27 protein-coding genes are annotated in these 21,958 nt (G+C 38.6%); 14 read left to right on the top strand and 13 right to left on the bottom strand.

Going from position 1 to position 21,958, the window contains the following annotated elements; genetic code table 11:
* Positions 1-29: 29 nt before the first annotated feature.
* Together AB986_RS19145 and AB986_RS19140 are read right to left on the bottom strand one after the other, a co-directional pair.
* Positions 30-941: a peptidylprolyl isomerase gene (locus tag AB986_RS19145; protein ID WP_048313216.1), complete on the bottom strand. Its 912-nt coding sequence runs from the start codon at positions 939-941 to the stop codon at positions 30-32.
* A 428-nt stretch (positions 942-1,369) separates the two neighbouring features.
* Positions 1,370-1,558 (bottom strand): hypothetical protein, encoded by a 189-nt coding sequence (locus tag AB986_RS19140; protein WP_211201486.1) that lies wholly within the window; start codon positions 1,556-1,558, stop codon positions 1,370-1,372.
* 117 nt (positions 1,559-1,675) lie between these two features.
* On the opposite strand from AB986_RS19140, the gene AB986_RS19135 reads away from it, so the two are divergent.
* A complete protein-coding gene (locus AB986_RS19135) occupies positions 1,676-2,272 on the top strand; it encodes a YpmS family protein (RefSeq protein WP_048313214.1) in 597 nt (198 codons plus the stop codon).
* 133 nt (positions 2,273-2,405) lie between these two features.
* Here AB986_RS19135 and AB986_RS19130 read toward each other — a convergent pair whose 3' ends face one another.
* On the bottom strand, positions 2,406-2,948 hold the full coding sequence (locus tag AB986_RS19130; RefSeq protein ID WP_048313213.1) for a DUF3267 domain-containing protein: 543 nt from the start codon (positions 2,946-2,948) through the stop codon (positions 2,406-2,408).
* 239 nt (positions 2,949-3,187) lie between these two features.
* On the opposite strand from AB986_RS19130, the gene AB986_RS19125 reads away from it, so the two are divergent.
* Positions 3,188-3,529, top strand: coding sequence for a DUF1878 family protein (locus tag AB986_RS19125; protein WP_048313212.1), 342 nt, complete (start codon positions 3,188-3,190; stop codon positions 3,527-3,529).
* On the opposite strand, the gene AB986_RS19120 is transcribed toward AB986_RS19125, so the two are convergent.
* Positions 3,526-4,098, bottom strand: a complete 573-nt coding sequence (locus tag AB986_RS19120; protein WP_048313211.1) for an HTH-type transcriptional regulator Hpr — start codon at positions 4,096-4,098, stop codon at positions 3,526-3,528. The two genes, AB986_RS19125 and AB986_RS19120, sit on opposite strands and share 4 nt — an antisense overlap.
* 71 nt (positions 4,099-4,169) lie before the next feature.
* Entirely contained in the window at positions 4,170-4,538 is a 369-nt protein-coding gene (locus AB986_RS19115; protein ID WP_048313210.1) for a YtxH domain-containing protein, read from the bottom strand.
* Positions 4,539-4,762: 224 nt separating this feature from the next.
* Between AB986_RS19115 and AB986_RS19110 the strand changes: the two genes are divergently transcribed.
* On the top strand, positions 4,763-4,960 hold the full coding sequence (locus AB986_RS19110) for a hypothetical protein (RefSeq protein ID WP_048313209.1): 198 nt from the start codon (positions 4,763-4,765) through the stop codon (positions 4,958-4,960).
* 124 nt (positions 4,961-5,084) lie between these two features.
* Positions 5,085-5,483: a YkvA family protein gene (locus tag AB986_RS21295; RefSeq protein WP_053216269.1), complete on the top strand. Its 399-nt coding sequence runs from the start codon at positions 5,085-5,087 to the stop codon at positions 5,481-5,483.
* A gap of 38 nt (positions 5,484-5,521) precedes the next feature.
* Here the strand turns inward: AB986_RS21295 and AB986_RS19100 are convergent, their stop codons facing one another.
* Both AB986_RS19100 and serC read right to left on the bottom strand, forming a co-directional pair.
* Positions 5,522-6,040, bottom strand: coding sequence for a tryptophan transporter (locus tag AB986_RS19100; protein WP_048313208.1), 519 nt, complete (start codon positions 6,038-6,040; stop codon positions 5,522-5,524).
* Positions 6,041-6,169: 129 nt separating this feature from the next.
* Positions 6,170-7,258 carry a 3-phosphoserine/phosphohydroxythreonine transaminase gene (serC, locus tag AB986_RS19095; RefSeq protein ID WP_048313207.1) on the bottom strand — a complete coding sequence of 363 codons (1,089 nt, stop codon included), beginning with the start codon at positions 7,256-7,258 and terminating at the stop codon, positions 6,170-6,172.
* A 196-nt stretch (positions 7,259-7,454) separates the two neighbouring features.
* Between serC and AB986_RS19090 the strand changes: the two genes are divergently transcribed.
* Positions 7,455-8,342: a hypothetical protein gene (locus tag AB986_RS19090; RefSeq protein ID WP_048313205.1), complete on the top strand. Its 888-nt coding sequence runs from the start codon at positions 7,455-7,457 to the stop codon at positions 8,340-8,342.
* 45 nt (positions 8,343-8,387) lie between these two features.
* Here the strand turns inward: AB986_RS19090 and AB986_RS19085 are convergent, their stop codons facing one another.
* Positions 8,388-8,819, bottom strand: a complete 432-nt coding sequence (locus AB986_RS19085) for an HIT family protein (RefSeq protein WP_048313204.1) — start codon at positions 8,817-8,819, stop codon at positions 8,388-8,390.
* Positions 8,820-9,288: 469 nt separating this feature from the next.
* Here AB986_RS19085 and AB986_RS19080 point away from each other — a divergent pair, with 469 nt between their 5' ends.
* The 4 genes from AB986_RS19080 to AB986_RS19065 all read left to right on the top strand — a co-directional run bounded on the left by AB986_RS19080 (position 9,289) and on the right by AB986_RS19065 (position 12,578).
* Positions 9,289-9,762: a PCYCGC motif-containing (lipo)protein gene (locus AB986_RS19080; RefSeq protein ID WP_048313203.1), complete on the top strand. Its 474-nt coding sequence runs from the start codon at positions 9,289-9,291 to the stop codon at positions 9,760-9,762.
* A 65-nt stretch (positions 9,763-9,827) separates the two neighbouring features.
* A complete protein-coding gene (locus tag AB986_RS19075; RefSeq protein WP_048313202.1) occupies positions 9,828-10,568 on the top strand; it encodes an ABC transporter ATP-binding protein in 741 nt (246 codons plus the stop codon).
* Positions 10,565-11,785, top strand: a complete 1,221-nt coding sequence (locus tag AB986_RS19070; RefSeq protein WP_084006659.1) for an ABC transporter permease — start codon at positions 10,565-10,567, stop codon at positions 11,783-11,785. Before AB986_RS19075 ends, AB986_RS19070 begins: the two co-directional genes overlap by 4 nt.
* A 37-nt stretch (positions 11,786-11,822) precedes the next feature.
* Positions 11,823-12,578: an EcsC family protein gene (locus AB986_RS19065; protein ID WP_084006665.1), complete on the top strand. Its 756-nt coding sequence runs from the start codon at positions 11,823-11,825 to the stop codon at positions 12,576-12,578.
* Between the two features lie 21 nt (positions 12,579-12,599).
* Here AB986_RS19065 and AB986_RS19060 read toward each other — a convergent pair whose 3' ends face one another.
* A complete protein-coding gene (locus AB986_RS19060; protein WP_048313201.1) occupies positions 12,600-13,034 on the bottom strand; it encodes a ferritin-like domain-containing protein in 435 nt (144 codons plus the stop codon).
* Between the two features lie 181 nt (positions 13,035-13,215).
* Here AB986_RS19060 and AB986_RS19055 point away from each other — a divergent pair, with 181 nt between their 5' ends.
* The 3 genes from AB986_RS19055 to AB986_RS19045 all read left to right on the top strand — a co-directional run bounded on the left by AB986_RS19055 (position 13,216) and on the right by AB986_RS19045 (position 14,996).
* On the top strand, positions 13,216-13,731 hold the full coding sequence (locus AB986_RS19055) for a type 1 glutamine amidotransferase domain-containing protein (RefSeq protein WP_048313200.1): 516 nt from the start codon (positions 13,216-13,218) through the stop codon (positions 13,729-13,731).
* A 17-nt stretch (positions 13,732-13,748) separates the two neighbouring features.
* Positions 13,749-14,096 (top strand): DUF3243 domain-containing protein, encoded by a 348-nt coding sequence (locus AB986_RS19050; RefSeq protein WP_048313199.1) that lies wholly within the window; start codon positions 13,749-13,751, stop codon positions 14,094-14,096.
* A gap of 153 nt (positions 14,097-14,249) precedes the next feature.
* Entirely contained in the window at positions 14,250-14,996 is a 747-nt protein-coding gene (locus tag AB986_RS19045; protein ID WP_048313198.1) for a phosphatase PAP2 family protein, read from the top strand.
* Here the strand turns inward: AB986_RS19045 and AB986_RS19040 are convergent.
* From AB986_RS19040 to AB986_RS19025, 4 genes are all read right to left on the bottom strand, one after another.
* The gene (locus AB986_RS19040; RefSeq protein ID WP_084006658.1) at positions 14,961-15,854 is read right to left on the bottom strand and encodes a diacylglycerol/lipid kinase family protein; all 894 of its coding nucleotides are present in this window, start codon (positions 15,852-15,854) and stop codon (positions 14,961-14,963) included. The two genes, AB986_RS19045 and AB986_RS19040, sit on opposite strands and share 36 nt — an antisense overlap.
* A gap of 110 nt (positions 15,855-15,964) precedes the next feature.
* A complete protein-coding gene (locus tag AB986_RS19035; protein WP_236690420.1) occupies positions 15,965-16,828 on the bottom strand; it encodes a formate/nitrite transporter family protein in 864 nt (287 codons plus the stop codon).
* Between the two features lie 195 nt (positions 16,829-17,023).
* The gene (locus AB986_RS19030) at positions 17,024-17,785 is read right to left on the bottom strand and encodes a PRC-barrel domain-containing protein (RefSeq protein ID WP_048313196.1); all 762 of its coding nucleotides are present in this window, start codon (positions 17,783-17,785) and stop codon (positions 17,024-17,026) included.
* Between the two features lie 76 nt (positions 17,786-17,861).
* Entirely contained in the window at positions 17,862-18,356 is a 495-nt protein-coding gene (locus AB986_RS19025) for an antibiotic biosynthesis monooxygenase family protein (RefSeq protein WP_048313195.1), read from the bottom strand.
* A gap of 159 nt (positions 18,357-18,515) precedes the next feature.
* On the opposite strand from AB986_RS19025, the gene AB986_RS19020 reads away from it, so the two are divergent.
* Both AB986_RS19020 and hemE read left to right on the top strand, forming a co-directional pair.
* Positions 18,516-20,714, top strand: coding sequence for a transglycosylase domain-containing protein (locus AB986_RS19020; protein WP_048313194.1), 2,199 nt, complete (start codon positions 18,516-18,518; stop codon positions 20,712-20,714).
* Between the two features lie 184 nt (positions 20,715-20,898).
* Positions 20,899-21,942, top strand: coding sequence for a uroporphyrinogen decarboxylase (gene hemE, locus AB986_RS19015; protein WP_048313193.1), 1,044 nt, complete (start codon positions 20,899-20,901; stop codon positions 21,940-21,942).
* Positions 21,943-21,958: the final 16 nt, after the last annotated feature.

Below are 21,958 nucleotides of genomic sequence, written 5' to 3'. Positions count from 1 at the left end.
GGGCGCGGTGGCCCTTTCGTTTTTTTTAATTATTCTTCTGAATTATGGTCATGGTCAGCATCTGCTTCTTCTTCAGAAGCTTCTTCTTTATCAAAGAGATCTTTGAACTGATCGTCTTTCACTTTAATGTCAGAGTCCTGGATTAGCTCATCAATGACAGCAGGAACGTCTTTCGCGTTCTGCAACATGTACTGTTCTTCAACTTGTTCTTTAGCTTCTTCAAATGGTTTAACCGTCTTACTCTTTAGCTTAATAATGTGATAGCCAAATTGAGATTGAACGATATCACTAACTTCGCCTTCTTTAAGAGCATATGCAGCTTCTTCGAATTCAGCTACCATGTCACCTTTTTTGAAGATACCAAGTTCCCCGCCATTTTCAGCTGAGCCGTCTTTAGAGTATTCCTTCGCAAGCTCTGCAAAGTCACCGCCATCTTCAAGCTTACTTTGAACTTCTTTCGCAGTTTCTTCATCATCTACAAGGATGTGGCTTGCTTCTAATTCAGTGAATAGATCTTTGTTATCCTCATAGAATTCCTTTAGTTTGTCATCAGTTACTTCAACACCCTCAGTAGCAGCTTTCTGTGCAAGAAGCTGTTTGCGTACATCTACTTTGAATTGTTCAAGATCTTTGTATCCATTAGATTGTAGCGCTTGTTCTAGCTGTTCGTCTGTTTCAAAGTTTTCTTTAATTTTATCAAGTTCAGCATCAACTTCTTTATCTGAAACGTCGTATTTATCTTCGAGAATTTTAGTTTGTACTAAATCACTTAGAACGGCCTCACCGGACTGGTCTTTCATTGCTTGATAGAATTCTTCTTTGGTTACATCGCCAGCACTCGTCTCTACAACAACTTCTGAGTCATCCGCAGAATCATTACTGCATGCAGAGATAGCTAGCATTGCAATCAATACTGAAAGCATAATGAACATTTTTTTCATCAAAGATACACTCCTAAAGGGTTAGTTATATTTAATCTGTTTGTGATACAGTTAATACTATAGCATAGAAAGATATGGTAAGTTAAATTCATTTGGAAATATGAGAAAAATTACATAAAAGAGGAAAAAATCACGGTGATTGATAAAATTAAAGGGGAGCAGACTGTTTTTGTAGACATTGTTGCTATAGTGTGGTGATTTCCGCTCCAGGATGCTCGCTTTCCGCGGGGCGGGCGGTGAGCCTCCTCGTCGCTAACGCTCCTGTGGGGTCTCACCTGTCCCGCTAGTCCCGCAGGAGTCGAGCATCCTTCCGCTCCAATCAGCGAAGTGTAGTTTACTATATAAAAATCCTTTCAATAACAACAAAATCTGTCTGAAAAAACTCAAAAAAAAGATGAGGCATGATTGCCCCATCTTTAGATCAGTTGCTAGGTAAAAAGAACTTCTACATATGAAGAAATGAGCAATATTGTAATTAGAACGTTAATTGTTCTAAATACATTAGGCTGCTTTTCTTCAGGTATATTTTTCTTTAAGCAAAGCGCATTTGTCATTGAATTGAATGTTACTAGAATGAACGTTGCAAATAGAATGAAGAAAATTCCAATAATAGTCATGTAAGAACCTCCCAGAGTCCATTTCGATAATTCGAAGAATATATAACGATTTACTTTAACTAAACTCTCTTTCCGTAGTATGATGGAGAATATTCGTCCCACAAGGAGCTGTTAGAAATGTTTAAAAACCGATGGAAGACGGCCTTTATTATTCTTTTTGCTGCTGTCATCCTCACGTTGGCGGGAATAGTAGGATTCTATCAATACTATTTTCCTGAAAGTGAAATTGCCAAACTCTCAAACGAGAGAAACAAGGAAGAATCTTTTGAAACGACATTTTCCATACAGATGAAAAAAGATGAGCTGAATGAAACAATCAACCGAGAGCTTGAGAAGTATAGTGATAAACAAGAGAACATTGAGTATAGTGTTAATCTCAATGAGCTTGCTACCTTCCAAGGGTACGTGACGATATTTGATCGAAAGGTTGATTTCTTTTTGAAATTTGAGCCACAGGTTCAACCGAACGGAGATCTTTTATTAAAAGAAAAATCGTTTCAGATTGGCCTTTTTGAGCTCCCAAGTGATAAAGTTCTCTCATTTATAAAAAAACAGGCCTCACTTCCGCCTGAAATTACAATCGATTCAGATGAAGGGACAATCTACATGGCTGTAAGCGATCTAGAGTTGAAGAATGATATGAGGCTAAAAGCTAGATCATTTGATCTTCCAAATGATGAAATCATTTTTGATGCCTACTATCCTATTAATTAGATCGTTGTCCTATTGTTATTATGAAGGAAGTCTTATGAGAATTCAATACTGACGACTGTGTCGTCCATACAAAAGAACAGAGCGCTGATCTCCAGCGCTCTGTTCTTTTGCTATCTAATTGAACCAATCGTTTTCACGAAGCTCGTTTAATGAGTATGTGGAATCCTTCGCTTCTATCTTCTACATATGCATGTTTAGGCGCGCGTAGCACTTGAGAAGCATAGAGAAAATCGCTGAAGCTGAATCCAAGATTTATAGCGGCTAAGATCGAGAAGAACGATACATAGGTTGGCATATAAACCGATGCTACAATAGCAGCAACCGTAATAATAACTGCGGGAGAAAGAGCTGCAATCAAAAAGAGATTACGTGAAATGGGACTGCACGTTTCACATCGCATCATGGGTATCATAGTGCCTTTTTCGAACTTCATAGTTGCTTTCAATCCGGCTAATGTTAAAGGAAGCCAGTGAATAATCTTATGAATTGGGAAAAGAACTGCTAAAGAACCGAGAAACGGTAAAATAGGTACAATCGCATGTTTTGTTGTCGGGTATAACAAGCTAAATACAAGATAAAATGCAATGAAGTATAATAGTGTTAATAGCATAGAGAAAATAGTTAATCGATGCGTTCCAAATTCGCGATTTAGGTAAATCGATTTCCAACAATTCATAAGAGTCACCTGCTTCCGTAGCTTTCTTCTAAGTTTGTTTTAATATTGAATACTCGTATACTGTACAGCCATTTGATAAAGAAATCAATACGTTTTTTTGTAAAGAAATTAGTCAAAATTTTTTTGACAAAATCAGCGCTTTTTCGCACTGGATTAGTCTGGAAAATACATTTCAATTTAGACCCTATTCCGTTAAACTATAAGTACAATTGATTGCAAAGTAAGGAGTTAAGTTGAGAATGGAAGCCATCCATAAACGTTTAGACAAAATTGAATTTCATATGCGCTTACTTGCTAAAATGAAAGAGGAAGGTGAGTACCCATTCTATCGTATGGTTATTGAACAGGGGCTAACTGAGGAAGAATTAATAGAAGTTTACAAACTGTGCGCAGAAGTTAACAAAAAAATGCATGAACAAGTAGAGGAAGGGCTTCTTAGCAGATCCTCATTGCTCACGCATTTTGTAGGTATGTTGAATATTAAGCTGGACCCACTTTCAACAATTAGAGCTATACAAGCTCAGGAGAAGCTTTATCAAGAACTTATGGAAACTCTTTTAAAGGTATCACCTTATCGTTAGAGTGAAGATGAGTGGTTCTCAACATCTTGTTCAGTGAGTTCTTTTGAGAATTCACTTTCAAGCTTGGTGAACGATTTCTGGAATATTTCCATAAAGTCTTCACCATAAAGACTCTTAATGACACACATCATTTCGGTGAACTCAGGGAACTTACCATAAAGCTCACGTAATGGCATAGAAGCTTTTAAAACGCTATCACGGTTTGGAGAATAATGTTTCCATGTTTCTTGTAGAAGTTTTTCGCCCTTTTCTGTTAGCTGTACATAAGTATTACGTTTGTCATTTTCTCTTTTGGAAAAGGTTAGAAGGGACCGTGATTCTAGCTTTTTTGAAAAGTTGAATGCTGTTGAAACATGCATGACGCCAAACTTAGCAATATCAGAAATAGAAGAACCGTCAAGGTGATAAGCAATTGAAAGAATATGATGCTCGTTAATATTTAAATCAAATGGCTTAAGCCACTCTTGCCAGTCTCTTTCAACCGATTTCCAGAGTGCTTTGCTTAGTTGACCAATTCGGTGGCTAAAAATCATTGCTTCTTGAATAGATATATCCTGTTTTTCTTTCATAAGTTCCTCCTCTACCTCTATCATCGCTCAAGCTATATTAGAATATTGTTGTCCATCTGAAAAAAAGCCGGCTATTTTGGAGCCGGGCTGTTTACTTCATCTTTAACCGTTTCAATGGTTTTCTGCATTTCTTCCATATCATCTTTTAATCTCGTAAGATTAGGCTCAATATCCTCCTGGTAAGAGGCAATTGATCGTTTAAGGTCAGCAGCAACCTCTTGTATTACTTCTTTCCCCTCAGAAGATAACTGTTTTACTTGAGCAGTTAATTCGTTAACGTCCTGTTTAAGTCTTGAAAAAGCTTCCTTTATATCATCGCTTTTTTCTTTTGCGTCAGCGATCATTTCTTTGCCTGGTTTTGGTGTTGTTAATAGAACAGTGGCAGCGGAGACGACTCCACCAAATACAAACCCTGTTAGTAATGTTTTAGCTTTTCCCATGGTGTTCATCCTTTCCTATCAAATCTTCTAACTATACATCGACTTATAAGACAATACTTCTCCACGAACGTGTGAATTCCTTCTTTTCGTTATCACTCATTTCAAGCGATTAAGCTTAAAAACCAGTATCCACTTATAAACCCCAACTTTCATAACGGAATGAACACAAGAGTATTTACATATACCTTGTAGTATACATTATGGCAAAAAGGAGAGGGAAGGATATGGCTGGATTCGTATTTATTCTAATAGTAGTCGGTGGTTTACTTCTAACGGCAATGGTGAGTAGGTTGTTACTTGTTAGAAAATATTCATTTCATAACGACCAAATGATTCGAAAACAAAAAAGTGCATATTTGTTTGGCATGTGTGCAGTTGTATTTCTCGTTCTTGGCGTATCGATGGCATTTCTTGTTTTTTAGCAGTCATTCTCTATTTTCCCCATCGATTTCACTTCACAAACATAATAAATTTAGTGTATTTGGTTAGAAACACGCTCAATTGAGGTATCTTATAAAGAGAATGGTAACGAAGGAGCGTGTGAAAATGAATCGAATGGTTAGAAGTATTTTTAAACGTATGACAAAAAAAGCTGTATCAGTTGTGAAAGATAAAGATCAACTCAATGAGGTTTCTGTTGAATCGTTCAAAAAAGGAGCATTATACAAAGGCAGAAAAGGTATGGACGATATGTGGGTTGATGTGAAAACATTCTCGAGACTTGTACAGGAAGTGAAAAAGGGGAGTTATCGAGATATTTCAAAGAAGTCCGTTGTTATGATTGTAGGTGCATTGCTCTATTTTGTTAGTCCAATTGATGCTGTACCGGATCTATTGGCAGGAGTTGGGTTGCTTGATGATGTTGCTGTTATTGGATTTGTAGCAAGTCAATTGAAGCAAGAACTAGAGAAGTTTCGCGAGTGGGAAACAGGAATTAAGATATAAGAAAACCGGCCTGGAATGGCCGGTTTTCTTATATCTATTTAATAGGCGAAGCTTGTACGTTTTAGAATCGATTGTACAACTGGATAGATTAGTACAATAGCAATTGTATTTACTGCAGCAGTTGGAAGAACTACGGTTAGGAATAATCCAGTAAATGCAGCGCCGCCAGGAAGTCCTGCGAATACGAGAGCTGCTCCTAGGAATATGGCTCCGCTAATCATCGTACCAATTGCAGTTAGTACACCAGCAGTAATTAATGACTGACCAAAGCGCTTAACAAGTAAATATAGTCCGAAAAAGGCAAATGCCGTAATCGGCTTATCGATCATGTTGGCAAGTTGGCCACCGGGAAAAGTAGTTGTTGCAGCTGAAATTACGCCAGTTGCAAGACCGAGTACTAGGACACTTTTACGTTCTGGAAACAATAGTATTCCAAGAAACATCATCGTAAGAAGCATATCATTCTTCATCCCGGAAATAAGACCGGGAATAATGGCGTGAAGAATCGTACCAATCCCAAGTAGTAAAGCCATTAATACTAAATTTTTCGTTTTCATTAAAAATCTCTCCTCTTCTCATCTCATTCTCCGCCAAAAGACGGTGTTCTCTCCACCAGTGCGCTTAGTGCCTGCTGCGAAAGAACTAGTTTTATTAATAATAACAAACGATTACTTGATTTTAAAGTGTTAAATATTGTGTTTGTGATGGAATGTGTGCATAAAATCACATAGTGCATGAACTGATTCGATTGGGACGGCGTTGTATAGTGAGGCTCGACAGCCGCCCACAGAACGGTGTCCTTTCAGACCTACAAAACCTTCTTCTTCTGCTTCCTTAAGAAACAACTCTTCGAGTTCTTTCCCGGGGAGTCTGAATGTTACATTCATGGAAGATCGGCTAAGCTTATCAGCTGTACCGTTATAAAATCCTTTGCTTCCATCAATTGTGTCGTAAAGAAGGTTTGTTTTTTCAGCGTTTAATTTTTCTATTGCTTGAATACCACCATTATTCTTTGTCCATTGAAGGACAAGAGAAAGCATATAAATGGCGAAAGAGGGTGGAGTATTATAAAGAGACTTTTTATCAACATGTGTTCGGTAATCTAGCATAGTTGGAAGGTTGTCTGGAATGTTCTTAAGCATGTCTTTCTTTAGAATTACAACAGTGACACCGGCAGGACCAAGGTTCTTCTGGGCGCCAGCATATATGAGGCTAAATTGATCAACAGGAAGAGAGCGGCTTAGAATATCACTCGACATATCAGCTATGAATCGTGACTGGTCGTTTTTAGGAAAGTGTTTCCACTGAGTTCCGTGGATCGTGTTGTTAGAAGTGAGATGAACGTATGCGTCCTGATCACTATACTTAATCGTACCTAGGTCAGGAATGCTTCGAAAATCATCAGCTTGACTGCTGCTTCCTATGAAAGTGTTCCCGATTTTCTCTGCTTCCTTGAGCGCTTTCTGGGCCCAACTTCCCGTAATGACATAGTTACCTTGCTGACCTTCTGAAAGAAAGTTCATAGGGATCATAGAGAACTGTAAGCTTGCTCCACCCTGTAGAAAAAGAACCTCATAATCATCAGGTATGTTCAACAATTCCCTCAACAGTTCATTCGCCCCATCATGAATCTTCTGGTATTCTTTGCTTCGGTGACTGAATTCCATTATTGACATGCCGAGTTGCTGGTAGCTGAGAAGCTCTGATTGAGCATGGTCCAGCACTTCCTGAGGTAATGCTGAAGGACCAGCGTTGAAATTATAACGACGTTCCACTAGTAGACACTCCCTTTAGCGATGTAATGCGACTTGATTTTGCTTGTCATTATCCTATCATTAAAAGAATCATCGTTGCTATGCTTTTTTCTAATCTTTTAGAATATTTCGCCCAATTAAGCGGGTAGCATTTGCTCTTTTTGCGAAATTTGCTATCCTAGATGAATCGAACGTAAAGAAAGTGGTGTAATGAAGAATGTATAGAGAAAACAAGCCAACACTTATTGGTCCATATGATCATCCAGATATATATCCTGGACCGCGCCCATCTTCCTCTTTTCTCTACCACAATGGGAAAGCGCATCGAATTGAAGAGAAAGAAAATGTACCTGTAGAGAAACAAGTTGTTCATTATGCACAAGGTGATGATGTTACAGGGACATTGGCATTCGCTTCTTCAGAGCAATATACGGTAGAGGAATTAGTAGGGAAGGAAGGGTTGTCTTCCATTGAAGATCGGATTCCATTGCTAGCATACGGGTCTAATGTATGTCTTGCACAATTAAGATATAAATTTAGTTTAAATCCAGACTTAAGTGATTTTCTATTGTATTATCGAGCAGATCTAACGGATACTGACGTTGTAGCGGGCTCATTTCTTGCCCCTTATGGTGCTCTTCCTGCTGTTATAGCTCCAGTAAAAGGAGCGAAAACAGAAGTGTGGGTTACATTTGTAGATCGAGAACAGCTAGAGTTGTTGAATCGTACAGAAGGCAGTTATGTTCTAAGGGAACATCAAAATGGGAAATTAACACTTAAAACCGGTGAACAATTTGAACGTGTTTATGCTTACTACTATCCTCATGCCTATCTTAGAAAAGGGTCATTTGTTCGTTTCATGGATATACCAGGGGAGTCAAAGCTTCCTTCTATGTGGCAAGCAGACTTGTTAAATGAAATAAAAACTATGATCGGCTACGGCGGTCATCGAGAAGAATTTATTCATGAATTAAGATGGGATGGTAGCTTTCGTAAGAAGATGACTACGATGTTAAATGGGTTAGACGAAACGTTTGATCACCCAGATTGGGTGGAGCCAAAAGGGTTCCATACTTTGAAGGAGATGACCCGTTCACAAAAATAAAGGAGACCCGATTGGGTCTCCTTTATACTTATATACAGTAGAGGTTTACTGATATTGCGAACGAACACCTTCAGCAAGGCGCTTTAGAGTATCTGCATCATAATCATTCTCATGCGTTTTCCATACGGCGCCGAACCCATCTCCTTGACCGTAACGAGGGATGAGATGTAGGTGGTAATGGAACACTGACTGACCTGCGATCTCTTCATTATTGTTTAGAATGTTCATCCCTTGAGGTGCAAAGTTCGCTTTTAGTGCATTAGCAATTTCAGGAACAGCAGCGAATAACTTTGATGCTGTTTCAGGTTCGAGTTCGTAGATATTTTGTTGATGTTGCTTAGGTATGACGAGGGTGTGACCTTCCGTTACCTGGGTAATGTCAAGAAAGGCAAGTACATCATCGTTTTCATATACTTTTGCAGACGGAATGTCTCCATTTATAATTTTACAGAAGATGCAATCGGGTGAATGACTCATCATTATCATCCTTTCAATCTTTTTATTTATCGTACCATAATTTACTATAAGTTAGGCTATGTTAATGGACAGTGTTGATTTTTGAATCGTTTACGCCCTGTGGTGACCTTTCAGCAGAGCTGAAAGGCGACTGAAACTGAGGATACTCTCGATTGAGCCAAAAATCGAGTAATTAACAATATGAGATAACATACCCATAAGTTAAGATCCATTCCCTAAATTAGAGATGTTAAATTAGTGTTAAATGCCATTTTTAAACAAAGAAATGGGCTCTGCCGGGGGTGCAGAGCCCTGACCCTGAGTGCAACTTGTTTCAGGGAAGACGTCACACTCTCTATAAGGATGTTCGCAAATCCATTGATCTATTCAACTATTTCTAAATGTTTTACGAACTTCGAAGGTGGTTTATAGAAACTCATAACAAAACAAGGTAAGATATGGATAGATAGGTGGTTCGGAGGGATGAAAAATGTATAGAATTAAAATGGTAGTATGTGTCAGCCTACTTGCTCTTGGGGTCATGACTGGTTGCGGAAGTGAAGACCATAATGAAGTACATATGGTAAATGGGGATATGAGAGAGACAACGGCGTCTACAGATATACTTCCTACGTTTCTTGATGAAAAGGATGCTACTGTTGAAACCATTTATGCAGAAGTCGCTCAGCATAAAGATCTATTAGAACACATTCCTTGTTATTGTGGTTGCGGGGAATCTGCTGGACATACAAGCAGCTATGATTGCTTTATTAATGCAGAAGACAATAATGGAATTACGTGGGATGATCATGGCGCTAAATGCGGCGTTTGTTTAGATATTGCAGCCCAATCACTAAATTGGTTTAATGAAGGGCAATCGGTAAAAGAAATTAGAGAACGAATTGATGAAGTATACAAGGAAGGATATGGCACACCAACGCCAACTCCAATACCTGAAGTATAAAGCGATTCACCTGCCAACAATAAGTTTGTTAAACTAAAGGCAAATGAAGAAATGAGAGGACCTCTATGACGAATTCAATTTTGGAAGTTAGTAATCTTACTGGTGGATATCAGGCAAATAAGCCTGTTCTTCACAATCTTTCACTAAACGTACGGCCAAATGAAATTGTAGGGTTAATTGGTTTGAATGGTGCGGGAAAGAGTACCAGTATTAAGCACATACTGGGCCTCCTTGATCCAATGGAAGGCAGTATTCGTGTTGCAGGGAAAACCTTTTCGGAAGACAAAGATGGCTATCGTAAACAGCTTTCCTATATACCAGAAACGCCGTTATTATATGATGAATTAACACTATGGGAACACCTACAATTAACTGCTCTGGCGTATGAACTAGGAAACGATTGGCAAGTTCACGCTGAAGATCTTTTGAAAGAATTTCGAATGACAAATATGAAAAAATGGTTTCCTGGACATTTCTCTAAAGGAATGAGACAGAAAGTCATGATTATGTGCGCGTTCCTTGTGAAACCTTCTCTATATATTGTCGATGAGCCTTTTGTAGGTCTTGATCCAATTGGTATTCAATCTTTTCTTGATACAATGCTACAAATGAAGGAAGAAGGTGCAGGCGTATTAATGTCCACACACATTCTTTCAACAGCCGAAAGATACTGCGATCGCTTTGTTATTCTTCATGATGGGGAAATTGTGATGTCAGGAACGCTTAAGGAGTTACAAAGACAAATTGGACAACCAACTGCTACGCTGGACGACATTTATATTAAAGCGACCAGGAGTGGAAAATGATGCATCTTGATACGTTATGGAAGGAGAGGTCAGGTGCATTCTGGAATATTGCTCTACGATATTTTCGATTAATAGGGAATAGTAGCTTTTTGTTTACCGTTGTACTGACGTTAATATTTGGAGCGTATTATTACAGTGAATTACTTAAGGTTCTACCAGAAACGTTTCCAGGCTTAATTGTTATTACAGCGATCACAGCTGTTGTACTCGTTCGAACACCGCTTCGTTTCTTCTTATACGAAGCAGATCTTGTTTTCCTTTTGCCAGCCGAAGGAAAGCTGAATGGGTATTTCAGAAAATCTCTTATATATAGCTTTCTACTACAGGTGTTTACGACGATTGTAGTATTAACAATTCTGGCCCCTTTATATCAACATGAAACAAACGCAGGAACTGGATATTATGTGTTTGTCATCGCAGTTCTAATCATTCTAAAAGGTTTGAATGTCATTATGAAGTGGTTGGAGCTTCACCTACCAGCACATCGATCAGTAGTCGGTTATATCATAGTAAGGCTATTCCTTACTATGTTGATTACATACTTATTGCTTATTCAGGCACAGTGGCTTTACGTTACTCTTTCGGCGGGATTGATTGTTGGCATTCTGTTTCTTCTGTTTCTACCGCTTCAAAAAAAGTATTCAATTAAATGGGAGAAGTTACTTTCAATAGACGAACACCAAAGTATGAAGTTCTACCGAACAGCGAATTTGTTTACTGATGTTCCTAAATTAAAGCAATCTGTTAAGCATAGACGTATGTTAAGTGCACTTGCAGAGAAAGTACTCCCTGTAAAAACGGTTTATGCAACGCTATATCAGAAAGCGTTTATCCGTAGCAATGAATACTTTGGCATATATATACGTCTTTTGCTTGTGGGACTAGGCGTTATTGCATTTGTACCAAGTGAAACAGGTAGGATAATTGGAGCAGCCCTAATCGTTTATTTAACAGCTGTCCAATTACGTACTTTATACCCTCATTATCAGGCCCATGTGATGGTAAAGCTTTATCCGATTTCTGACATGGATCAGGAAAGAGCATATCGAGCTCTTCTAATCCGGTTACTTAGTACACAGGCTGCTGCTTTTGCGCTTCTTTCAATTATTCTTCACTTTAACCTAGTTGAGTTTATACTTATTGCACTGGCGGGAACGGCGTCAGTCGTATTTGCTTCGCTACGCAATCGCAAGAAGAAAGTCAAGTCTATGAACTAGCTTTGGCATAGTTAAAAAGTGAAGGGTGATTTTGTTGTTGAATAATTACCGCAGTCAAATTGAAGAGGAACTTGAATCTTGGGAACGAAAAATGAAGAGAAAGTCTTCCGTGGTCTCTCGAGCAGCAAAAAAGGTACAAAACCGGATAAACAATGTCATACCTGAACGTGTGCATAAAGTTGTCACAAGCAGCATCAAAACGATGGTGCAGGGGGTTCTTGCAGGGAATACTTACGCTGTCAAAGTACCTGAACAACATTTATCGTTACGTTCTAGGGATACGTTGGCAAAGCACTCTATTCAAACCTATAAGCGAATTGCTGCCGTTGAAGGAGCAGGAACTGGAGCTGGAGGAATTCTTCTTGGAATAGCAGATTTCCCTTTGCTTCTATCCATTAAAATCAAATTTTTATTTGATATTGCGAGTATTTATGGATTTGATGCAAAACAATTTGAAGAGAGAGTGTTTATTCTTTATATCTTTCAATTAGCATTTTCTTCTGATGAAACTAGAAAAGACGTGTATGAACGAATTCAGAATTGGGATCAGTCTTATTTACAAAAAGAAGTAAGAGAGACGTTTAATGAGCATGATTGGAAGTCATTTCAACTTGAGTATCGTGATTATATCGACTTCCCTAAGTTGCTTCAAATGATTCCAGGGTTTGGAGCGATTGTTGGAGCATATGTAAATTATCATTTTATTGATTGGCTAGGGGAGACAGCAATAAATGCCTATCGACAGCGACTCATTCAACTAGAGGAACACAACGAAGAAACGCCAGCCGAATAGGCTGGCGTTTCTTTATGCTATTTATTCGAAGCGAGCATCGCTCAAGATACGATCCATTTCTTCCATATGATGTGTTTCATCGGCAATCATATCGTCAAGCTTCACGACCAACTCAGTCAAACCAAGTTCATCAGCTTGCTTTTTGCGTTTTTCGTAACGATCGATGGTATCTTTTTCAGCTGCTCTAGCTTCAAGTAACATTTCCTTAACATCTGTTAGTTGTTTTACTTCTGTAGGTGCTGTAGTTGGCGTACCGCCAAGCACTTTAATTTTCTCAGCAAGATAGAGAGCGTGTCCTTGTTCATCTGCAATTTCACTCTCGAAGAAAGGTTTTAATGTTTGACGGTATAGTCCAGATACTACTGCCGCATTGTACGTATACATAATGCTTGCGGCATACTCATTCGCAAGGTCTACATTAAGTCCATCAATTAGTTCTTGTTTCTTATCTGCCATTAAAAACATCCTTTCTATTTCTAATCTGATTTCGTTTCCACCTTATTTTTACCCTTCAATGGTGTTTATAAAACATAAATTGACTAAAACATATCAATACGCCATTGGAGGTTTGACAGTTGAATGGAGGGGTAATAATCAACTATGCAGAACATACTACCATTATATAGGAGGGCTTCACTTGAGTAAGATAGCAGTACTTATGACAAGTATGTTTGAGGATGTAGAATATACAAAACCTGTAGAACAGTTTAAGAATGCAGGCCATTCAATAACGGTTATTAGCCCTGAAGCGGGTCAGGAACTAACGGGAAAACAGGGTGAAGCAAAAGTTACTTCTGACAAAGGCATTGATGAAGTTAAACCAGAAGAGTTTGACGTTCTTTTCATCCCAGGCGGAGTATCACCTGATGAACTGAGAGCGGACGATCGATTCGTAGCTTTTACGAAAAAAATGATGTTTATGAATAAGAAGACATTGGTTATTTGTCACGGACCCCAGCTATTAATTTCAGCAGAAGTCCTAAATGGACGCAACATTACTGGGTTTAAGTCAATCCAAACGGATCTTAAATATGCTGGAGCAAATGTATATGATGAAGAAGTTGTTGTTTGTGGAGGAAATCTTGTCAGCAGTAGAAACCCAGATGACATTCCAGCATTTATTGAGAAATCACTATCAATTCTAGATAGCTAATTTAGGGAGTGTATTGAATGAGTGAGAAAAACCATCTTGTAAATAAAGACAGTGAGCTTAACGTAAATAAAGTAGATGATACAATTGAACGCATGAGTGACGATCGCTTGGATAGTATTTTATCGAATTTCGAAGAATTTAAAGGTTATCTTGCTACGCGAGTTCAAGTGGGTGAAAAGCTAGGATTAAATGAAGAAGCACTAGCACAAGCCGCTGAGAAAGTAGCTGGATATCTAGCCAAGAAGGAAGAACCGAAAAACCGAGAAGAGAAACTTCTTAAAGAGTTATGGTTAGTTGGGGATAAAGAGCAACGCCATCAACTCGCACACCTTCTAGTAAGAATGGTGCAAACAAAAAAGAAGTAACAAAAAGCCGCTGTTGGTTCAGCGGCTTTTTTAAAAGAATGGCTATATTAGCTCATATTGTTGATTTCTCGATTTTTGTATCATAACCAAAAATCAACATTGTTCATTAACATAATTAACATAGCCAAAAGAATAGGTGAAAGGCGAGATTGTATGAATAAAAATGAATTTTTTAGTTCGTTCCCAGGAGTATTAAAACAAAAAAAAGTATGGTATCCGCTTGCACTTAATGCATTTGGTCTTTTAATTGCGATTCTTGCTATTATGTTATTTTCTGAACTAGCGGAAGAAATACTTGAAAAAGAAACGCTTCAATTTGATCAGACAATTATCTCAGCGGTTGATGTCATTCGGTCCGATTGGATGTTAAGCATCATGGAAGTGATAACAGAATTAGGTGCAGTATGGTGGATTACAGTCGTCTCAATCTTGACGGTTGCCATACTCTGGTTTCGTAAAAAAGATTTGTGGAGCATTATGTTTTTTATTATTGCAGTAGCTGGTGGGGGTCTTCTAACTAAAGTATTAAAGCATTTCTTTGCGCGTTCTAGACCTACAGTCGACGCGGCTTATGATGCTGTAGGATACAGCTTTCCAAGCGGACACGCGATGGGATCTTTCATTCTATATGGTTTTATAGGATACCTCATTATTAGAAGCCAGAGAGGTAAAACAACCAAATGGATAAGTGGAATACTAGTAGCACTATTCATCCTTTTAATAGGATTTAGCCGTATGTATTTAGGTGTCCATTATCCAAGTGATGTTCTAGCTGGATATGCAGCTGGCACACTCTGGCTTTTTGTTTGCATCTTTTCTTTAGAATGGGTGATGTGGATCAAACGATCATCCGTAAGCTTTAGTTCATTCAGGAAATTGATCTCCAGTAAGGACAGTTAAATAGTTAGGTACAACTTCGAGTGATGATGGAGTGGTGTGATGCCGCTCTCCGTCACAGTCGATATTCTGTTCAGGCTCAGCTGAAATACGCAAACTTTTCGTTTGGAAATGAATGATATCTTCGTTGAAACGTGACTCTTTCATGATTTTTGATTGGAAAATCGACCAAAACGTTGGAAGAGAGGATTGCTTAATAATTAGAACATCAAATTTCCCATCCTGTAGATTGTTTTCTGGGAAAAAGGCTTGAATGCCTCCTGTAAAAGGTCCATTACCAACAATCATCATGACAGCTTCACCCTCAAAAGATTTCTCATCTGACTCTACTTTAAGGTGAAAAGGTTCAGGATTATTCACTGTCTGAGCTGTACTAATGTAATAAGAAAGTCTTCCCAACACCTCTTTTGTATCAGGGTTAATATTCTCGGAAGCCTGAGTGATTAGTCCAATTCCCCAGAAATTTAGGAAGTATTCATCATTCGAGCAACCAACATCTATAGTTGAACGGTTGTCCTGAAGCAATTGTTCTACTGCTTGAAGTGGGTTCTGATTGATCCCAATGGCACGTGAAAAATCGTTTGCTGTACCACCTGGAATAATGCCAAAAGCTGGACGTTTTTCTCTTTGACATAATGCATTAGCCAGTTCGTAAATTGTGCCATCTCCGCCAGCCCCTATGATGATATCTACATGGTCGGCTATCTGATCGATTAGCTCTGCCCCGTGACCTTTATAATCAGTTTTGTATAGCTTTACTTCATCGAACTTTTCCTTTAGTTTATTCTGGATGGTGTCAATTTGATCAACCATTTTGACATTTCCCGCTTTGGGATTCAAGATCAATGCTACACGTGTCACTATGATTTCCCCCTTTCGCGTTATCTTTCATTCTTATTCCCTGATCAGAGGGAGTCTACACGCACTTTGTTATCAAAATAAAGAAGGAGTAAGCCGGAGCTACTCCTTCTTTATTTTGCTTCTTCTTTTGGAAGGCGATTCACATCAATTTCTTCTTTAAATGCATAAGTAAACGTTAGAGCAACAAGAATTCCGCCTCCAATTAAGTTACCGATACTAGCTGGAACAAGGTTAAAGAATAGGAACTCAATCCAAGAATACTCAGAACCATGTATGAAGGAAGTACTGAAATAGCCCATGTTTGCAACACTGTGCTGGAAATTCCCAGCAACGAAAATGATGACAGGAAGTGTTGTTGCTAGTACTTTTCCTGTTAAGTCACGAGCTGCTGTTGCTAGAAATGCAGCCATCCCAATTAACCAATTGGCGATAATTCCGGAGACCAGTATCTGAAACCAGCCTAATGTCCCATTAGATAGGAATTTCATCTTGTGTTCAGTGTAAGTTGTCAATTCAGAATAAAATTCTGGAGGAAGAGATCCGGAAGCTACAACAAGGGCACCTACGAGTAGAGCACCTATAACATTTCCAAGATAACAGACCACCCAGAATTTCAAAATGTTCTTCGGAATCCAGAACTTTCTTTGTAAAATATAAGTCGGTAACAGCACGTTAACCTCAGTGAATAAAATAGCACCAGAAATAAAAACAATCGCATAGCCGGTAACGAATCCGATACCTGCAAGGAGGTTGTGAATACCTTGAGTTTCAACCCCAAGTGCGATGAGAACAGAAAAGATCGCTCCAAAGGTAACGAACGCCCCAGCTAGTATGGATAATATAAATTGCCTGTTTAGTGGTCGGGCACTATGAGATTCACCTTTAGCTATAAATGTTTCGACTATTTGTGCGGGAAAATAGAATTGTCTCTCGGGATATTTCACGTCCTCATTCTGCTTTTTTGATTTCTCCACGATAAATCTCCTATCTATATTCTTATTCTACTAAATTACTTATTTTGTTTGAAAGTAACCTGTTAAAAAGGCTTGTATAATGATGAATGATCAAATCTATTTGCCTTTGCTGTCAAAAAGTAAGATTTCCTGGGAAATCAAATCATAACTTGTCCTAAATAGACAAGAGCGAGATGGGTTCCATCTCGCTTAGTATTAAAATTTCCAATATCCTGTTTTTCCGTAATGAGTATGAAGATCTTCCTCGAAACGACGAGAGATAGGTTCATTGAGTCGATATTCAGGTGCATTACGAATATCTTCTTTCTTTACATTTACCTGTACTGTTCGATCCTGCCAGTGAATATCTGTTACCCATTTGGTTGAAAGCAAAACTTCTTTGCCCGGAAGTACGTTTTTAGTATCAATTACAAAATAGCGTAGCTTCCACGTCTCTTGATCAAAAATAAAATCTTTCACATGCCCGATTTCACCATCGGTTGCGTGAATATGATATCCAGCTATTTCTTTCGTGCTTCTTAAGTGGTTTTCATCCTCTTGCTCGTTAGAACTTTGGAGGTGGGAGTCTTCTTCAACCATATCTTCTGCCATGAAAGGTCTTGGATACATACCACTCCCCCATGCCCCTGTACCTACCCAGTAATATGGCCAGCTAAAATGACGATTGATTTCCATCTCATGCTTTCTAGAAATCGGTTGCTCAGTATCAATGTCTGGACTATTTTTAACTTCTTCGCTTGTGAGTGAAACGGAAATTGCCTCGTTCTCATGGTCTAAATGATCAATAGAAAGAGGGGACAATAGAACTTTACGTCCTGGTATCCATTTATGAGTATCAACCACAAGATACCGTATTGTCCAATGCTCGTCGTCGAAATAGAGTTGCTTTAACACGCCTTTTTCTCCGTCACTCGTATCAATAGAGTAGCGATACACTTCATTTTCGCTAACTAACATTTCTATCACTCCTATAAGGAAAAATGTACGTTAACATGGCGATTCCCTGGTATTAGTTAAGCTAAACGAAGATTTGCTATTCGACTTGGTATGTTTTTAGATAAGGTTTACCTGAGAAAATCGTTTTGGGTAAGCCTTTGCTCGTGTGTCTGTTCTTATGTGCTTCTCCATATGCTTCAGAGGATTGCCAGTTCTTGAAATCCTTTTCTTCATCCCAGAAAGTAGCCACGATGTATGGGTCATTGCGTATAGGTCGTAGTATTCGGATCCCCTGGCAACCAGGTTCGTTCTCTACTTTTCCTGCTCTATTCTTGAAACGATCTTCAAATACAGCACGTTCACTTTCTTCTACAGGAATGTGATTTAACACAACAAATCCAGGGTCTTTCAATGTCCCTTTATTGTCTAGAAGTTCATATTTCTTAGCATTTTTGAAAAATGTTTTAGAAGACGTTTCATGGTAGAGAGCAGCGCCATCAGCATTAGAGAAAAGCATAATTTCTTCTTTCTCATGTTCTTCTTTCAGTTTTGTTAAATACTCGTAGGTTCCATATGTAACATATATATTCATCCCACTCATCCTTTCAATGAAGTGATCAGGCAGAATTGCCTGATACTTTACCCTTATTTGGCAAAAGCTAAACAGAATCGTCACTGTATATAGTACAAAAAAGTCAATTTTTCATGTAAGCTTAGCTTTAATTAAGTTTATAAGGGAGTGCCTCATAGAATGAAAAAGCTTGGGATAGGCCTTTTCGCTACAGCTGCAGTTTTCTTGATAGGATTGTTAGGCTATCTTGGCATTTTACTTGCAGGTAATTATGTAATTGATGAGAAGAAATTGGTTATGAATTCAGCCACTAAACTCGTTGATTTAGAAGGTGAATTGATTACAAAACTATACTTTGAAAATCGCGATCCGGTTTCAATAGATGATATACCCGATCATGTTAAGGAAGCTTTTATTGCAACAGAGGACAGTCGGTTCTACGATCACCATGGTCTTGACATTAAAGCAATCGGACGCGCGCTCTATCGTGACATTCTTGCAGGTGCAAAAGTTGAAGGTGGGAGTACGATTACACAGCAGCTTGCGAAGAACGTCTTTTTATCGAATGATAAATCCTGGCTTAGAAAAACAAAAGAAGCCGTAATTGCTATTAATCTTGAACGAAACTATAGTAAAAATAAAATTCTAGAAATGTACTTAAATCAGATTTACTTCGGACACGGAGCTTACGGAATACAATCCGCTTCAAAGTTGTATTTCAATAAATCAGTTTCAGAGCTAGGTGCAGAAGAAGGGGCAATGCTAGCAGGTCTACCTAAAGCTCCTACCAATTATTCACCTATAAATCATCCTGAAGAAAGTAAAGAGCGAAGGGATCTTGTTCTTTCATTAATGGAAAAGCACGATTATTTAACAGCTGAAGAAACAGTTCGACTACAAGGGAAGACACTTTCGCTAGATGTAGCTGAAGTGACGAAAGAACCTGCTTATCTTACCTATATTGATATGACGCTTGAAGAAGCAAAAACTCGTTATAAATTATCTAATGAAGAAGTACTAAGAGGCGGCTATGAAATTGTCGTTCCGATGGATGTGGATCTGCAAAAAGAAGCTTATTCGCAATTTCAGAATAAAGCCTTTTTCCCTGGAAGCAGCAGTGAAACTCCACCTGAGGGCGCGTTAACGATGATGGATTCAAAGAGCGGAGGAGTTGTGGCTGTTCAGGGTGGAAGAGAGTATGTTCAAAAAGGTCTCAATCATGTAACTTCAAAAAGGCAGCCTGGGTCAGCATTTAAGCCTATTGCTGTATATGGACCAGCGCTTGAAAAAAAGGAATACAGTCCATATACATTACTGAAAGATGAAAAGATAGACTATGATGGCTATTCGCCATCCAATTATAACAATCAATACACAGGGGAAGTTTCGCTATACGATGCAGTTAGAACATCGGCAAACGCACCTGCTGTCTGGCTTCTAAATGAAATGGGCATTTCTTATTCAAAGAAGTATTTAGAACTGGGCGGACTTAGTATTGAAGATAAAGATTTGAAAATTGCACTTGGAGGCATAGATAACGGTGTATCTCCATTTGAAATGATGGAAGCTTATCGCCCATTTGCCGCAGAAGGGAAACAAATAGACCCATACTTTATTACGAAGCTCTTCGATCACAATGGAAAGTTAGTTGGAGAAGCGAAACAGGATGAAAAAAAGGTGTATTCCAAGCAAACAGCTTGGTATATGACAAGAATACTTGAAGGCGTAGTGAAAAATGGTACAGCAACAAGTGGTGAATCAAAAGTTGATGTTGCAGGTAAAACTGGTACAACAAGTTACGAAGAAGTTTCAGGCGGAGCGAGAGATGCTTGGTTTGTTGGTTTTACTCCAGAGATAGTAGGTGCAGTATGGATTGGGTATGATCGAACAACTGAGACGAACTACCTGACAGGCGGAAGCGAATACCCTGTTCAGCTTTTCAAAAAAGTAGTGAATGCTGATATTAACGAGGAGAGTACTGTTACATTTGAAAAGCCATCAAGTGTCAAAGATATGGAAAAGCCTATGACCCTTCCAGATGTTTCTGATTTAAGTGCTAAATTTGACTTTCTTTATGGTCTTCCAGCGATAAAACTTAAATGGACACCTTCAGCGGATGAACGTGTTACATACCATATTTATGAAATAAAAGATGGTCAACGAAAGCAGATTGCAGAAGTAGAAGGCAAAGGTGAATATACTCGCAATTCAATTTCGTTCTTTGGATCAGTATCTTATCAAGTTATTCCTTATAACTCGTTAACCGATCAAGAAGGCAGTGCATCCAATGAAGCATCTGTTAGCTTGTTCAATCGTTTTAAAAGCGATGAGAAAGAGAAAAGTAATAAGGAAGCAGATGAGAGCAAAGAGACAGCATAATCGGGCGAGTGAATCGTTACTTTTCCTTTAAGACTTAATCTAATATGATAGAGTAGATGTAAACGGCTACAAACTAGGACGATTTTATGACTTTTTTCTTCAACGACTGTACACTAAAGCAATCGATCGCTATAGTATGTAGGGATGTAAAAATGAACGTTTGTATTTAGAAAGGTGGACAAGCATGAATAAAGCACCATTTAATGATCAATTTCTTCGGGCATGCCGAGGAGAAGTGACAGACCATACACCTGTTTGGTATATGAGGCAAGCTGGTCGATATCAGGCTGAATATAGAAAGATTAGATCGAAGTATTCTTTTCATGAAATGAATTTAAATCCAGAGGTAGCAGCAGAAGTAACGAGGTTTGCAGTTGAGCAGCTTGGTGTTGATTCTGCTATCCTGTTCGCTGATATTATGACACCACTACCATCAATTGGCGTGGATGTAGAAATAAAGTCCGGTATAGGTCCAGTAATTGATAATCCTATCCAATCGAGGTCAGATGTCGATCGTCTAGGTGAACTTGATCCATTAAAAGATATCCCTTACGTAATGGAAACAATCAAAATGCTACGCGAACAGCTATCTGTTCCGTTAATCGGCTTCAGTGGAGCTCCGTTTACTGTCGCAAGCTATATGATTGAAGGCGGTCCATCAAAGAACTATTATAAGACTAAAGCATTTATGTACACGGATCCAGAAGGTTGGCACCAGTTAATGAATAAGCTTGGTGATATGACAATTGCCTATTTAACAGCACAGGTTAAAGCTGGTGCTCAGGCAGTGCAATTGTTTGATTCATGGGTAGGTGCATTGAATGAAGCGGATTACAGAACGTATATTGCACCAGTAATGAATCGAATTTTTTCTTCGTTAAAAGAATTGGGAGTACCTCTCTTAATGTTTGGTGTAGGAGCAAGTCATCTTATTCAAGAGTGGAACAAGCTACCTGTTGATGTTATTGGGATTGATTGGAGAATTACGATTAAGAAAGCACGAGAAGTAGAGGGGATTACAAAGCCTCTTATGGGCAACCTTGAACCAGCACTTTTACTTGCTCCTTGGGAAGTAATTGAAGAAAGAACTAAGGAAATCCTTGATCAGGGAATGGAAAAACCAGGATTCATTTTTAATTTGGGTCATGGCGTATTTCCACAGGTTAAAGTAGAAACGTTACAACGCTTAACAAGCTTTGTACATGACTATACACGCAAGAACAGTTAGGGAATGGGAGGTGTAG

Source organism: Guptibacillus hwajinpoensis, assembly GCF_001039475.1.
Classification (GTDB): Bacteria; Bacillota; Bacilli; order Bacillales; family Guptibacillaceae; genus Guptibacillus; species Guptibacillus hwajinpoensis.
The sequence above is the reverse complement of the archived record's forward strand: the minus strand, read 5'-3'. Positions and strand labels throughout refer to the sequence as shown.